Origin of the sequence: Sphingopyxis sp. P1IMeth2 (assembly GCF_900185685.1) — a bacterium.
In the GTDB taxonomy this organism is placed as follows: Bacteria; Pseudomonadota; Alphaproteobacteria; order Sphingomonadales; family Sphingomonadaceae; genus Sphingopyxis; species Sphingopyxis terrae_A.
In genome coordinates, this window is the sequence record NZ_FYAT01000014.1 from 102,383 (window position 1) to 116,550 (window position 14,168).

Below are 14,168 nucleotides of genomic sequence, written 5' to 3' on the forward strand. Positions count from 1 at the left end.
TGCGTAAACCGGGCGACTCCCCTTAGTTTGCGCGCCAGAAGAGGAGCCCGAAAGATGAGCGATCAGGACGCTTTTCGCGCCGAAGTGCGCGCCTGGCTGGAAGCCAATTGTCCCCCCGAAATGCGCGAACCCGTCCGCGACGAAGGCGATGTGTGCTGGGGCGGCCGCAAATGGGTTTTCAAGAATGACGCCCAGAAACAATGGCTCGAAGCCTGCGCCGCAAAGGGCTACACCGTTCCCGATTGGCCGAAGGAATATGGCGGCGCCGGGCTGACCCCCGAACAGACCAAGATCCTGAAACAGGAAATGAAGCGGATCAACGCGCGCTCGCCGCTCGACAGCTTCGGCATCTGGATGCTCGGCCCCGCGCTGCTCAAATTCGGTACCGAAGAGCAGAAGGTCCATTATCTGAACCAGATCGCGCGCGGCGAAATCCGCTGGTGCCAGGGCTATTCGGAACCCGGCTCGGGCAGCGACCTCGTCTCCCTGCAGACCTTCGGCGAGGACAAGGGCGATCACTGGGTCGTCAACGGATCGAAGATCTGGACCAGCTATGCCGACAAGGCCGACTGGATCTTCTGCCTCGTCCGCACCGACAAGGCGAACAAATATCAGGGCATCACCTTCATGCTCTTCGACATGGAGAGCAAGGGCGTCACGACCAAGCCGATCCTGCTGATTTCGGGCAATTCGCCCTTCTGCGAAACCTTCTTCGACGATGTCGAAGTGCCCAAGACGCAGTTCGTCGGCGAGATCAACCGGGGCTGGGACGTCGCCAAATATCTCCTCGGCCACGAACGCGAGATGATTTCGGGCGGCGGTGCGGGCGGCGACATGGTCAGCATCGGCGGCGCCTTTGCCAAGGCGATCGGCAAGAACGACCATGGCGAACTCGACGATCCGATCCTGCGCGCCGAAATGGCGGCGTTCGACGTCGATGTCTTTGCCTATCGCGCGATGGGCGAACGCTTCATGGACATGTGGAAGACCGGCCGCGCGCACCCCGCCTCGTCGAACATGATGAAATATGTCGGGACCGAGCTCAACAAGCGCCGCCACGAACTCGTCATGTCGGGCGGTGGCAGCGAAGCGCTCGAATGGGACAGCCCCGAAACAAAGGGTGGCGCCCGCCCGCGCGCGTGGCTGCGCACCAAGGCCAATTCGATCGAAGGCGGCACGAGCGAAGTGATGCTCAACGTCATCGCCAAGCGTATCCTCGATTTGCCCGGAGCCTGACCCATGCCCTTGTATCACAATGACGATCAGGCGATGCTCAAGGACAGCGTCGCGCCCTTTGTGGCCGAACAGGCCCCCGTCTCGCACCTCCGCAAGCTGCGCGACGAGGCCGACGCCACCGGCTTCTCGCGCGACCTGTGGGCGCAGTTCACCGAAATGGGCCTGCCCGGCATGCTGGTGCCGGAGGCGCATGGCGGGCTCGGCATGGGGCATATGGAAGCGGGCATCGTGCTCGAGGAAATCGGCCGCAACCTGACGCCGTCGCCCTTCCTCGCGACCAGCGTCGGCGCGGTCGCCGCGCTGGCGAAGGCGGGCGGAACGCAGGCGGGCCGCTGGCTTCCCGCCATCGCCAGCGGCGAGGCGATCGTCGCACTCGCGATCGACGAGGGTGCCAAGCACCGCCCCGACCGCATCGCGACCGCCGCGACACGCGCCGGCAACGGCTTTCGATTGGACGGCAAGAAAAGCTTCGTCCTCCACGGCCATATCGCCGACATGAGCATCGTCGCGGCGAAAACCGACGGCGGTATCACCCTGTTCGCGGTGCCGAAGGATGCAAAGGGGCTGACCGCCGATCCGCGCCGCCTCGTCGACTCCTCGTTTGCAAGCCATGTCACCCTCGACGGCGTCGAGGTCGATGCCGACGCGGTGATCGGCGAAGTCGATGCCGGCGGCCACATCCTCGACGCGCTGCTGGCCGCCACCCGCACCGGCGCTGCCGCCGAAATGGTTGGCGTCGGGCAGGGCGCGATGGACATGACCGTCAATTACCTCAAGGAACGCAAGCAGTTCGGCAAGCTAATCGGCGAGTTTCAGGCGCTCCAGCACCGCGCCGCGCATCTCTATGGCGAGATGGAAGTCGCGCGCGCCACGGTGATGAAGGCGCAGCAGCTCCTTGACGAAGGCAGCGAAGGCGCGAAGCTGATGGTCTCGGTCGCCAAGGCCAAGGCGGGCCGCGCCGCCAACCTTGCGGTGCGCGAAGGCGTTCAGATGCACGGCGGCATCGGCATGACCGACGAATATGACATCGGCCTCTACATGAAACGCGACCGCGCGCTCGCCGAATTCATGGGCGATGTGCATTACCATATCGACCAGGTCGCCCGGATGAACGGATACTGAAACGACTCAAACCCCCTGCCGCCTGCGGGAGGGGAGTGATCGGAGAAAAACAATGAACCTCAATGATATGTTCGGCCTCAACGGCCGCATCGCGCTCGTCACCGGCGGTTCGCGCGGCATCGGCAAGATGATCGTCGAAGGCTATCTCGCCGCGGGATGCGCGCGCGTCTATATCTCAGCGCGCAAAACGGCGCAGATCGAGGAAGCCGTCGCCGATTTCGAAACGCGCTATCCGGGCAAGGTCATCGGCCTTCCCGTCGATCTTTCGACCGTCGAAGGCTGCCGCGCGCTCGCCAAGGAACTCGAAGCACGCGAGGAAAAGCTCGACATCCTCGTCAACAATGCGGGCGCCGCCTGGGGCGAACCCTTCGAGAATTTCCCCGAAGCCGGCTGGGACAAGGTGATGGACATCAACGTCAAATCGCCCTTCTTCCTGACCCAGGCGTTGCACAATCTGCTGAAGGCGGCGGGCACGCCCGCACGGCCGGCAAAGGTCATCAACATCGGGTCGATCGACGGCCTGCGCCTCAACCCGTGGGAAACCTACAGCTATCATGCGTCGAAGGCGGCGATCCTCTATCTGACCAAGCGCATGGCGGCGCGGCTGGTGCAGGACAATATCATCGTCACCGCGATCGCACCCGGCGCCTTCCAGTCGGACATGAACAAGGCGGCGCGCGACCATGGCGACGCAGTTGCCAAGAGCATCCCGACCAAGCGCATCGGCGTGCCCGAGGATATGGCCGGCGCAGCGATCTTTCTCGCATCGAAGGCGGGCGATTATGTCGTCGGCGAAACGATCGCGGTCGACGGCGGTCTCGTCCATGGCGACCTCAAGACCAGCATCGACGCTTAGGCCGCTTCTTGTTGGCCATCCCGGACTTGATCCGGGGGGTATCCCTGTCGAACCGTAACCGCGTTATGGCGAGCCGACAGGAAATTGACTCGCCGCGCGCGCAGGTGTATTATTCAGATAATGCACCAAGGAGACAGTCCATGCGTTTCGCCTTCCTGATTCCCCCGATGCTGTTGCTCGGCGCCTGCGGGCACGCCGAAGACAAGAGCGATAAGGCTGAGGTCACGGTGAATGCCGATGGCGACGGCGGCAATGTCCGGATCACCGCCGGCAAGGACGGCGGCAAGGTCAGCATCGATGGCGACCACGGCTCGATGAGCTTCAAGCTCCCCGATTTCGCCAATATCGACGTCGATAGCGATTTCGACATCGACGGGGTGAAGCTCTATCCGGGCAGCAAGATCGCAAGCATCGACGTCAATGCGAGTGACAAGGGCGGCGCCGACAAGGCGAGGGTGCGCCTCGGCTTCACCTCGCCGGCGGCGCCCGCCAAGGCAGCCGACTGGATGGCCGGCGAATTTGCGAAGAAGAATATCCAGGTCCAGCGCGCCGGCGACACGCTGCGCGGAACCGACAAGGACGGCGCCGATTTCACGATCAGCTTCGAACCCGCGGGCGAGACGAGCAAGGGCGAGGTGCGGATCGTCAAGAATTGACCCCTCGTCATGGCGAGGCGCGAAGCGATTGCTTCGCCTTGCTCCTCGCCATGACGGTGTTCGGGTCTACCCGCTGTTGCGCAGCGCGGTTGCGATCGCGTTGATGGTCAACTGGATGCCCTCGGCGATGCGGGGGTCGGTTTCGCCCGCGCGGTGGCGCTTCATCAATTCGATCTGCAGCAGGTTGAGCGGCTCGATATAGGGCAGGCGCAGGCGGATCGATGCCTCGAGCGCTGGATTATTCTCGAGCAGCCGCGACTGGCCGGTGATTGTCAAAAGCCCGTCGTGGGCGCGGTGCCAGCCGTCGCGGATGCGCGAAAAGATCGCCGCATGCCCGCCCACATGCCCGGCCAGTTCGGCATAGCGCGCGGCGATGCCGATGTCCGATTTTGCCAGCACCATTTCCATATTTCCGAGCAGCGCGCCGAAGAAGGGCCAGCTTTGCGCCATATCGGCGAGCAGCGCCTGGTCCGCGAACGCCGCAAAGGCCTCGCCGGTGCCGTACCAGCCGGGCAGCATGGTGCGCGCCTGCGCCCAGCTGAACACCCAGGGAATCGCGCGCAGGTCCTCGATCGCGGTCGATTTGGTGCGGCTCGACGGCCGCGACCCGATCTTCAGCGTCGCGATCTCGGCGATCGGCGTCATCGCGCGGAAGAAGTCCTTGAAGGCGGGCGTATCGTAAACGAGCCCGCGATAGGCGGCGAAGGCATCGTTCGACAGCGCGGTCATTGCGCCCGCAAAGCGCCCGGCGTCGTCCGCGCTCATCGCCTCGGGCTCGAGGCTGGCGAGCAGGCTTGCCGATACCATCGCCTCCAGATTGGTCGCGGCGCTGTCGGCGGTGCCATATTTGGCCGCGATCACTTCACCCTGTTCGGTGATGCGGATGCGGCCCTGCACCGTCCCCGCGGGCTGCGCGCGGATCGCGGCGAAAGCGCTGCCGCCGCCGCGCCCGACCGCACCGCCGCGACCGTGGAACAGCTGCATCGCGGTATCGGCGGCCTCGAACACCGGGGTCAACGCTTCCGATGCCTGGTAGAGCCCCCATGTTGAGGTCAGATAGCCGCCATCCTTGTTCGAATCCGAATAGCCGATCATCACTTCCTGATGTCCGCGCGCGACGACATGCGGCGCAATCTCGGGCAGCGCGAAATAGGCGGCCATGATCCCCGGCGCCTCGTCGAGGTCGGCGATGGTTTCGAACAGCGGCACGACCATCAGATTGTCCTGCGCCTCGGCCGACCACAATCCGGCTTCGCGGGCGAGGACATGGACTTCGAGCAGGTCGGACAGGCTTTCGGCCTTGCTGATGATCCACTGGACGATCGCCTCGACGCCCAGCCTGGCGCGGATCGCGGCGGCGGCGTGGACGATCGCGAGTTCGCCGGCGGTTTCTTCGCTCCATTTGTGCCACGGCGCGGCAAGCGGGCGGTTGGTCGCCAGTTCGCGGCGCAGCAGCTCGACGCGCGCCTCTTCGCCCAAGCTGAGATAATCGCCTTCGACGCCCGCGACCGCGAGCAGCTCGGCGAGCACGCGTTCGTGCACCGCGCTGTTCTGCCGCATGTCGAGCGTCGCAAGGTGGAAACCGAAGACCTCGACCGCGCGGATCAACCGGCCGAGCGCGCCGATGCCGCCAAGCTGGCCCTCGCCGCTCGCCGACAGGCCGGCGGCGATGGTGACGAGGTCGCGGCGAAAATCGGCGGGGGCGGCATAGGCGTCGCCGGCCAGTGCCGACGGCCGCGGCGGCGCGCGCCCGACGATGCCGGCATAGGTTGCGCACAACCTAGCATAGATGCCCGACAGTGCGCGGCGATAGGGCTCGTCGCTGCGGCTCGGCGCGGTATCGCCGCTCGCCGCGGCCAGTGCCTCGACCGCTTCGGAGACTGTCGCGAGCGAAGACGACACCGACAGTTCGGCGCCGAGCGCATGCACCGCGTCGATATAATGGCCGAGCACCGCGGCGGCGTTGCGGCTCGTTGCCATATGCAGCGTCTCGGCGGTGACGAAAGGATTGCCGTCGCGGTCGCCGCCGATCCAGCTCCCGACGCGCAGGAAGCTTGCCGGGCGCGCGCCAAGTTCCTGTTCCCAGCGCGCATAAAGCTTGGGGATCACGGGCACGAACACGTCGCGCAAATAGGTCAGCGCATTGTCGATCTCGTCGGCAACGAACAATTTTTCGGTGCGCAGCGGCCGCGTCTGCCACAGCAGCACGATCTGGCGGCGGATCGCTTCCTCGACGACATCGCCCTCGGCGGTTTCCTCGACGCCGGCATCGCGCAGCCGCATCAGCTCGGCGATGCGGTTCTTGTGGTCGAGCATCGACTTGCGGCGCACCTCGGTCGGGTGCGCGGTGAGCACCGGCGCGACCAGCGCGGCGCCGAGCAGCGCCGCGACCGCATCGCCATCGATACCGTCCTGTTTCAGCCGGGCAAGCGCTGCCGCCACCGTCGCCTCGGGCTCGGCGGCGACGCCCTGCCGGTCTTCGGCCAGATTGGCGAGCATCGAAAACAGCATGAAGCCGCGCACGAAGGCGATGGTATCGTCGAGGCTCAGCGCCTCCAGCCCCGGATCGATCGTCTCGGCGCCCGCGATGCCGCGATGCCGGTCGACGCTCGACGATCGGATATATTCGGTCTGCCGGAACAGCTTCTCGCCGCCATAGGCGCGAATGACGTCGCCGAGGATTCGCCCGAGATAGCGGATGTCGGGATTTTGCGAGATCTGGATTGGTGGGCCCATGGACGCAGCTTGCTGCACCGCAACAGGCGCCGGGTCAAGCGGCGCATAGCTATGCCTTTATTACGTGTCTGTTAAAGCTATTGAAATGGCTTGGGCTGAGGGAGGCAATATGAAGCAACGAAGCGCCATGATTGCCGTCGGCACAGCACTGCTCCTTTCCGTGGGCGTCGTTTTGTCGCTGGCCATGGGATCGGAGGTGTCGGGCGACGAATATATCATGTCGCCGCCCTCCAGGCCTTCGGCCGGAGCCACGCCGGTCAGGCCGTGGCCGCAAGCCGCCGAGGTCCGCCTGTTCGTTGAAGATCTATCTTATGACGATCAAGAAAAGATGGGGAAATGGACGTCGCGACCCGAAGGCATTCGCCTGACAAAGGCGCAGCGGGATATTCTCGACGGATCGGTATTTCTTTACCGTCTGACAAAGAAGGAATGGGCTGAGCGGGTCCATGCGGCTTGCTTTATTCCGCATCACTTCTTTCGATATTATGACGGATCGGGGCATCAGCTCGGCGAGATTCAGGTCTGCTACTGCTGCCAAGGTGTCGGCATGACTCCCGCGCTTCGCCGGACCGATTCCTATGACGAATGGCAGTTCGACTTTCCGAGAGTCGAAAAGATGCTGCACGAGATGGGCGTGCGCACAGACCTAAACTGTGACGGCTGAGGTCAGCGCGTCTTCACCATCACCAGCGTGCCCAGGTCGATCCGCGGCGCACCGTCGAAGGTCACGCTGTTGCGCGTGTCGGTGATGAACATCAGCTTGCCCGACGCATCGGTGATCCTCGCCGCCACGGCATAGCTGTGGCGCGGGTCGAGACGGCGCTGGTCGACAGTCAGCGAAAAGGCGAAGGGCACCTGCCGGCCGTCGGCGGTGAAGCTCTGGCGTGCGATCACCGACGCGGGCGCATCCATCAGGCTGACGTCGGCCAGCGTCACCTCGACCTGCGCCGTCGGCGGCAGTGCCATGCGTTCGCGATAGGTTATCGCGCCGGTCACCGACACGGGCTGCTCGGCGGGCGCGAAGCTTGCGCAGGCGGCAAGGGGCAGGGCGGCGATGCCGATGGCGAGCGAGGCGATGGCGCGGTTCATGGCGATACTCCTGTTGACCAAATATCTGGCAATCGCCTGGCATCCTCCGGCTGAACCGGGCCTGTCAGCCCTCCAGTTCGACATCCCAGTAAAGCCAGTCGATCCAGCTTTCGTGCAGATAGCCCGGCGGAAAGGCGCGGCCATTGTCCTGAAGCTGCCAGCTCGTCGGACGCCACGGCTTCTGGTGCAGCGGCATATGCGCCTGCGCCGGCGTCCGCCCGCCCTTGCGCAGATTGCACGGCGCGCAGGCGGTGGTGACATTTTCCCAGCTCGTCCGTCCGCCCAGCCGCCGCGGCACGACATGATCGAAGGTCAGGTCCTTGCCTGACCCGCAATATTGGCAGGCGAAGCGATCGCGCAGGAACAGGTTGAAGCGCGTGAAGGCGGGATATTGCGACGGCTTCACATATTGGCGCAGCGCGATGACGCTGGGGATCGGCATTGTCCGCGTCGGCGAATGGATTTCGCGCTCGTAATTCTCGACGATCGTGACGCGATCGAGGAATACCGCCTTGACCGCGGTCTGCCACGGCCACAGGCTCAGCGGGTAATAACTCAGCGGCGTATAATCTGCATTGAGGACGAGAGCCGGACAATTATCGGGATGCCGGGCAAGATCGGGATGGAACATGGCTTGGTAACGCTGCCCCCTATGCTGCTCGGGATGGCGCGCCACTGCCTTCCTCGCGTGACACCATCATTACATGACGCATCAGAATCTGGCGTCAAGGGGGGATGTGTCGCAATATATGGAATGGATGGATTGAGAGCCCCACAGCATATGGATTCGGTCGCTGAGCCATGCTGACCCGCTTCGCCCCCAGCCCGACCGGCGAACTGCACCTTGGCCACGCGTTCAGCGCGATCCTCGCGCATGATGCCGCGCGCGCCGCGGGCGGCGGGTTCCACCTCCGCATCGACGACATCGACGGCAGCCGTTCGCGCGAGGCGTTTGTCGGCGCTGCGCTTGCCGATCTCGAATGGCTCGGCCTGACATTCGACGGTGCGCCGGTTCGCCAGTCGCAGCATCTGGGCGATTATGCCGCCGCGCTCGCCGATCTTCGCCAACGCGGGTTCGTCTACCCCTGCTTCTGCACCCGCGCCGATATTGCCGCCAGCCTCGCGGCGCCGCACGGAGCACCGCCGGACGGCGCGCCGCTTTATCCCGGCACCTGCCGCCACCTCGGCGCGGCCGAGCGCGAACGGCGGTTGGCGCAGGAGGCGCATTGCTGGCGGCTCGACATGGCAAGCGCGGTCGCGATTGCGGGCCCGCTCGTCTGGGAGGAGGGGGGGCGGGGGGGGCGCGCCGCCGATCCCGCCGCGCATGGCGACGTCGTCCTCGCGCGCAAGGATGCCCCTGCCAGCTATCATCTCGCGAGCACGATCGACGACGCTGCGATGGGGGTGACGTTGGTGGTTCGCGGCGCAGATCTGATCGCCTCGACCGACGTCCACCGGCTGCTTCAGGCGCTGCTCGGTTTTCGGCCCCCGGTCTACCGCCACCATGCGCTTGTCTGCGGCGCCGACGGCAAGCGGCTCGCCAAGCGCGACGGCGCGGCGGCGCTTGCCGCGCTGCGCGCTGCGGGCGCGGACGGGCGCGCGCTGGCCGACGATTTGCGCGCCGGGCGGCTTCCGGCTGGATATTCGCTGCAAATGCCCTAAATAGAAGACATGCAGGTGCTTCTCATCCTTGCGGTCGTTGCGTCGGCCGGCCTCGTCCTCTTCGCGCTCGCGCGCGGGCTCTTCTATTTCGCGCAGGGTCACCGCGCCGCGATGGAGGGCAATGAGCATGAAAATCAGCTCATGCAGAACCGGATGATGATGGCGCGCGTGAAGTGGCAGGCGGTGACGATCATCCTGATCGTGCTCATCGGCCTTCTCGCCGCGGGTAGCTGATCGCGGCGCGTCCGCCCGCAGCCCCTCGCTTATGGTCAAGCTCAACAAAATCTATACGCGCACCGGCGATGACGGCACGACGGGCCTCGTCGACGGGTCGCGCATCGCCAAGTCCGACGCGCTGATGGAAGCGATTGGCGATGTCGACGAGGCGAACAGCGCCCTCGGCATCGCGGTCACGGCGCTGCCTGCGGGCGGCGAGGCAGCGGCGATGTTCGCGCGCATTCAGAACGAATTGTTCGACCTTGGCGCCGATCTCGCGACGCCTGCCGATCCGCAGCATGGCTTCGGCCCGCACCAAATGGCGCTGCGCATCGTCGCGAGCCAGATCGCGCGGCTGGAGGCGGAGATCGACGCGATGAACGACAGGCTCGCGCCGCTGTCCAGCTTCATCCTGCCCGGCGGCACCGAAGCCGCGGCGCGCCTCCACCTCGCGCGCGCGATCGCGCGCCGCGCCGAACGGGCGGCGGTCGCCGCGGCGGCGACGCGGCCGCTCAACCCGCTGGCGCTTGCCTATCTCAACCGCCTGTCCGACCATCTGTTCGTCGCGACGCGCCACCTCAACGCCGCGGCGGGCGGGGACATCCTGTGGAAACCCGGCGCGACGCGCTAGGCCCGATCGCCTTATTGTTCTTTGTTTGTTCTGTACAATTCTCCGTCCTGTAACCATATTGGGGCAGGCGACGAAACCGAATCGCTCTTCGGGGGATTGTCAAACCATGGCCAGCCGAACCGATGCTTCGCCCACGACCGCTCCTTCGGCGGACGACCTGACCCGGCGCTTCACTGCGACGCGGCAGCTCTCGCTCGACCTTGTCGCGCGCCTGTCCGACGCCGACGCTAGCGTACAGTCGATGCCCGACGCATCGCCCGCCAAATGGCATCTGGCGCATACGAGCTGGTTTTTCGAAACCTTCGTCCTGCGTGATCATTGCCCCGGCTATTCGCTGTTCGATGACCGCTTCGCCTATCTGTTCAACAGCTATTATGAGGCAGAGGGGCCGCGCCATGCGCGCCCACGCCGCGGCCTGCTGACGCGGCCGTCGCTCGATGCGGTGCGCGATTGGCGCGCGCATGTCGATGCGGCGATCGTGAAGGCGCTGCCGACGCTGTCGCCGGCTGCACGCGCGCTCGTCGAGCTTGGCATCCATCATGAACAGCAGCATCAGGAATTGCTGCTCACCGACATCAAGCATCTGTTCGCGCAGAACCCGCTCGGGCCCGCCGTCTGGGACGCCTCCGACAGTGCAATCGCGAATGAAGTTGCGCAGTTTTCCGCCGGTTCTTCGGCATCGTCTGTCGCGGCGGGGCCGCTGCGCTGGATCGCGGGTACCGAGGGGATCGTTGCCGTGGGGCATGAGGGCGAGGGTTTCGCGTTCGACTGTGAACTTCCCCGCTTTTCGGCGCTTCTTGCGCCGCATGCGCTCGCCAATCGACCGGTAACGAACGGCGAGTGGCGCGACTTCATCGCCGACGGCGGCTATCGCACCCCGTCGCTGTGGCTCAGCGACGGCTGGACATGGGTCCAGGCCGAAGGCGTCGACGCCCCCGCTTATTGGGAGGGTGATCGCCAGTTCACCCTTGCCGGATGGCAGGGGATCGACCCCGCCGCTCCCGTGACGCACATCAGTTTTTTCGAAGCCGACGCCTTCGCCAGTTGGGCGGGCGCGCGGCTGCCGACCGAATTTGAATGGGAAGCGGCGGCGGCGGGATATGATCCGCGCGCGGGGCAGCAGCTCGATGCCGCCGGCCCGGTGCATCCGGCGGCGGCGGACGGCTCCGCATCGGACGGCGCTGCGCTTGCGGGGATGTTCGGCGGGGTCTGGGAATGGACCGGCAGCGCCTATCGCCCCTATCCCGGTTTTCGCGCCGCGCCGGGCGCGGTCGGCGAGTATAACGGCAAGTTCATGAGCGGCCAGTTCGTGCTGCGCGGTGGCAGCTGTGCGACCCCGCGCGGCCATGTTCGCGCCTCCTACCGCAATTTCTTCTACCCCCACCAGCGCTGGCAGTTCACCGGCCTGCGCCTTGCCAAGGATTTGTGATCATGGGCGTTGTTCGCCAATTGCGGCAGGTCGATGCCGATGACAGCGGCGTCGATATCGCCTTTCGCGCCGACGTTCATGCGGGATTGTCGCAGGCGCAAAAGGCGATTCCGGCGCGCTGGTTCTACGACGCGACCGGATCGGCGTTGTTCGAGGATATCACCGGGCTGCCCGAATATTATCCGACGCGCAGCGAGGTGGCGCTGCTCACCCGCCATGCGGGCGAACTGGCGGCGGCGATCGGGCCGGGCCGCGCGGTGGTCGAACTGGGATCGGGCAGCTCGACGAAGACGCCGCTGCTGCTCGATGCCATTGCCCCCGGCGCCTATGTGCCTGTGGATATTTCGGGCGATTTCCTGCGCGATAGCGCGGCCGCCCTCTCGGCACGCTTTCCCGATCTTCCGGTCTATCCGGTCGAGGCCGACTTCACCCAGCCGGTGGCGCTCCCGCGCGAGATTTGCGGCCTTGCCAAACTCGGCTTCTTTCCGGGCTCGACGATCGGCAACATGGTGGCGCGCAGCGCCATCGATCTGCTCCGCCATTGGCGCAGCGCGCTCGGCGACGGCGCACTGATGCTGATCGGGGTCGATCGGATCAAGGAGATCGGCACCCTCGAACGCGCTTATGACGATTCGGCCGGTGTCACCGCGGCGTTCAACCTCAACCTGCTCGAACGGATCAACCGCGAGCTGGACGGCACGATCCCCGTTGCCAATTTCGACCACCGCGCCTGCTGGAACGATGTTCATGCGCGTATAGAAATGCATCTGGTGGCGGCGTGCGACCTCGAATTCATGGTCGATGGCCGTCCTTATACGATGGCGAAGGGCGAAACGATCCACAGCGAGAACAGCCATAAATATGGGCCGCGCGACGCCAGCCTGCTCCTCCGCGCCGGAGGCTGGACGCCGATCGCGGCGTGGGACGATGTCGATCCCGCTTTCGCGCTGATCCTCGCCGAAGCGACCGAGGTGCGCGCCGCGCCCTGACGCGCGCGCCCGACTCTCGGCCTTGACGACGCTTGCCCAGTCCCTAGGGGCAGAGCTGCGATTTCCAGCGAAAGGGCATATAATGATCGTCGGCGTTATCGGGGCAGGGCAAATGGGCGCGGGGATCGCGCAGGTATCGGCAGGCGCCGGCCACGATGTGCTGCTGTCGGACATCGACATCGCCCGCGCCGAAGCCGGCAAGGCCGGGATCGGCAAGGCACTCGGGCGGCTGGTCGCCAAGGACAAGATAACGCAGGGCGATGCCGACGCGCTGCTCGGCCGGATCACCCCCGTCGCCGACCACGCCGCCTTCGCCCCGGCTGCGCTGGTGATCGAGGCCGCGACCGAGCGCGAGGAGATCAAGCGCGCGATCTTCGCCAGCGTCGGCGCGCATCTTTCGGACAGCGCGATCCTCGCCTCTAACACCAGCTCGATTCCGATCACCCGACTGGCGCAGGCGGCCCCCGATCCGGCGCGCTTCATCGGCGTCCATTTCTTCAACCCGGTGCCGGTCATGGGCCTGATCGAACTGATCCGCGGCCTTGCGACCAGCGACACGACGCTTGCCAGCGTCGAAGCCTTCGGCCGCGGACTCGGCAAGGAAATCGTCCATGCCAACGACGCGCCCGGCTTCATCGTCAACCGCGTGCTGATGCCGCTGATCAACGAAGCGGTGTTCGCGCTTGGCGAAGGGGTGGCGACGATGCAGGACATCGACACCGGATGCCGGCTCGGCCTCAATCACCCGATGGGGCCGATCACCCTTGCCGATTTCATCGGGCTCGATACCTGCCTTGAAATTATCCGCGTGCTGCACAGCGGCACCGGCGATCCCAAATTCCGTCCTGCGCCGCTGCTCGTCCAATATGTCGAGGCGGGCTGGGTCGGCAAAAAGGCCGGACGCGGCTTCTACGACTGGACCGGCGAGGCGCCCGTTCCCACGCGCTGACCCGGCGGGAGCCGAATCGGTCCTCGTTCGTTATCCCGCTGGCGCCGGTGCGGGCGCCTGCGGGCAACAGGAGGACAGGGATGATGCGGAGAACATGGCTGCCGCTGGCGATAATCGCCGCGCTATCGGTCAATGGTGCGGTGCAGGCGCAGGAAGGCGCGCCCGAGGATTCGACGCTGAAATCGACCGCGAACAGCGTGACCGAGCCCTTCGACGGCAAGGAAGTGCCCGACAAGCTGAAAGCGATCCAGGACAATCCCTATTCACTCGCGGGCTTGCGCAAATGTTCCGCGATTATCCGCGAGGTCAGCGAACTGAACGACGTGCTCGGCCCCGACGTCAACGAACCTGCCGACAAGAGCGCAGCGAAAAAGCGCGAGGAAACCGTCGGCCGCGTCGCGGGCAGCGTCGCCGGGTCGATCATTCCCTTTCGTAGCCTGATCGGCGAGGTCACGGGTGCCAACGCCGAACGTCGGCGCTATGCAGAGGCGGTCTATGCTGGCACGGTGCGTCGCGGCTTCCTGAAGGGCGTCGGGTTGCAGCGCGGTTGCAAGGCGCCGGCGCGGCCCTGACACAAAGCCGAAGCAGTCAGGTGGG

15 protein-coding genes are annotated in these 14,168 nt (G+C 65.5%); 12 read left to right on the forward strand and 3 right to left on the reverse strand.

The annotated features are described in order from the left end of the window. Window positions 1-54: 54 nt before the first annotated feature. The 4 genes from P1IM2_RS14000 (at window position 55) to P1IM2_RS14015 (ending at window position 3,870) form a co-directional block, all read left to right on the forward strand. Complete coding sequence (locus P1IM2_RS14000; RefSeq protein WP_003041330.1) at window positions 55-1,236, forward strand: acyl-CoA dehydrogenase family protein; 1,182 nt, start codon at window positions 55-57, stop codon at window positions 1,234-1,236. Window positions 1,237-1,239: 3 nt separating this feature from the next. Continuing rightward, complete coding sequence (locus P1IM2_RS14005; RefSeq protein WP_186402849.1) at window positions 1,240-2,358, forward strand: acyl-CoA dehydrogenase family protein; 1,119 nt, start codon at window positions 1,240-1,242, stop codon at window positions 2,356-2,358. A 52-nt stretch (window positions 2,359-2,410) separates the two neighbouring features. After that, window positions 2,411-3,214: an SDR family oxidoreductase gene (locus P1IM2_RS14010; protein ID WP_186402850.1), complete on the forward strand. Its 804-nt coding sequence runs from the start codon at window positions 2,411-2,413 to the stop codon at window positions 3,212-3,214. Window positions 3,215-3,354: 140 nt separating this feature from the next. After that, entirely contained in the window at window positions 3,355-3,870 is a 516-nt protein-coding gene (locus P1IM2_RS14015) for a hypothetical protein (RefSeq protein WP_186402851.1), read from the forward strand. Between the two features lie 66 nt (window positions 3,871-3,936). Here the strand turns inward: P1IM2_RS14015 and ppc are convergent, their stop codons facing one another. Beyond that, window positions 3,937-6,606: a phosphoenolpyruvate carboxylase gene (gene ppc, locus P1IM2_RS14020; RefSeq protein WP_186402852.1), complete on the reverse strand. Its 2,670-nt coding sequence runs from the start codon at window positions 6,604-6,606 to the stop codon at window positions 3,937-3,939. Between the two features lie 109 nt (window positions 6,607-6,715). Here ppc and P1IM2_RS14025 point away from each other — a divergent pair, with 109 nt between their 5' ends. After that, window positions 6,716-7,270: a hypothetical protein gene (locus tag P1IM2_RS14025; protein ID WP_062901666.1), complete on the forward strand. Its 555-nt coding sequence runs from the start codon at window positions 6,716-6,718 to the stop codon at window positions 7,268-7,270. A 2-nt stretch (window positions 7,271-7,272) separates the two neighbouring features. Here P1IM2_RS14025 and P1IM2_RS14030 read toward each other — a convergent pair whose 3' ends face one another. Together P1IM2_RS14030 and P1IM2_RS14035 are read right to left on the reverse strand one after the other, a co-directional pair. Beyond that, window positions 7,273-7,695 carry a YbaY family lipoprotein gene (locus tag P1IM2_RS14030; RefSeq protein WP_186402853.1) on the reverse strand — a complete coding sequence of 141 codons (423 nt, stop codon included), beginning with the start codon at window positions 7,693-7,695 and terminating at the stop codon, window positions 7,273-7,275. 64 nt (window positions 7,696-7,759) lie between these two features. Beyond that, complete coding sequence (locus P1IM2_RS14035) at window positions 7,760-8,326, reverse strand: HNH endonuclease (RefSeq protein ID WP_003041310.1); 567 nt, start codon at window positions 8,324-8,326, stop codon at window positions 7,760-7,762. 170 nt (window positions 8,327-8,496) lie between these two features. On the opposite strand from P1IM2_RS14035, the gene gluQRS reads away from it, so the two are divergent. The 7 genes from gluQRS to P1IM2_RS14070 all read left to right on the forward strand — a co-directional run bounded on the left by gluQRS (window position 8,497) and on the right by P1IM2_RS14070 (window position 14,143). Beyond that, window positions 8,497-9,357, forward strand: coding sequence for a tRNA glutamyl-Q(34) synthetase GluQRS (gene gluQRS / locus P1IM2_RS14040; RefSeq protein WP_186402854.1), 861 nt, complete (start codon window positions 8,497-8,499; stop codon window positions 9,355-9,357). A 9-nt stretch (window positions 9,358-9,366) separates the two neighbouring features. Beyond that, window positions 9,367-9,591 carry an HIG1 domain-containing protein gene (locus tag P1IM2_RS14045; RefSeq protein ID WP_003041307.1) on the forward strand — a complete coding sequence of 75 codons (225 nt, stop codon included), beginning with the start codon at window positions 9,367-9,369 and terminating at the stop codon, window positions 9,589-9,591. 31 nt (window positions 9,592-9,622) lie between these two features. After that, a complete protein-coding gene (locus P1IM2_RS14050) occupies window positions 9,623-10,204 on the forward strand; it encodes a cob(I)yrinic acid a,c-diamide adenosyltransferase (protein WP_062901668.1) in 582 nt (193 codons plus the stop codon). Between the two features lie 106 nt (window positions 10,205-10,310). Next, window positions 10,311-11,633, forward strand: a complete 1,323-nt coding sequence (gene egtB, locus P1IM2_RS14055; RefSeq protein WP_186402855.1) for an ergothioneine biosynthesis protein EgtB — start codon at window positions 10,311-10,313, stop codon at window positions 11,631-11,633. Window positions 11,634-11,635: 2 nt separating this feature from the next. After that, window positions 11,636-12,622 carry an L-histidine N(alpha)-methyltransferase gene (egtD, locus tag P1IM2_RS14060; RefSeq protein WP_186402856.1) on the forward strand — a complete coding sequence of 329 codons (987 nt, stop codon included), beginning with the start codon at window positions 11,636-11,638 and terminating at the stop codon, window positions 12,620-12,622. 82 nt (window positions 12,623-12,704) lie between these two features. Further along, window positions 12,705-13,571, forward strand: coding sequence for a 3-hydroxyacyl-CoA dehydrogenase NAD-binding domain-containing protein (locus P1IM2_RS14065; protein ID WP_186402857.1), 867 nt, complete (start codon window positions 12,705-12,707; stop codon window positions 13,569-13,571). A gap of 80 nt (window positions 13,572-13,651) precedes the next feature. Further along, a complete protein-coding gene (locus tag P1IM2_RS14070; protein ID WP_186402858.1) occupies window positions 13,652-14,143 on the forward strand; it encodes a hypothetical protein in 492 nt (163 codons plus the stop codon). The last annotated feature ends 25 nt before the right edge of the window (window positions 14,144-14,168 follow it).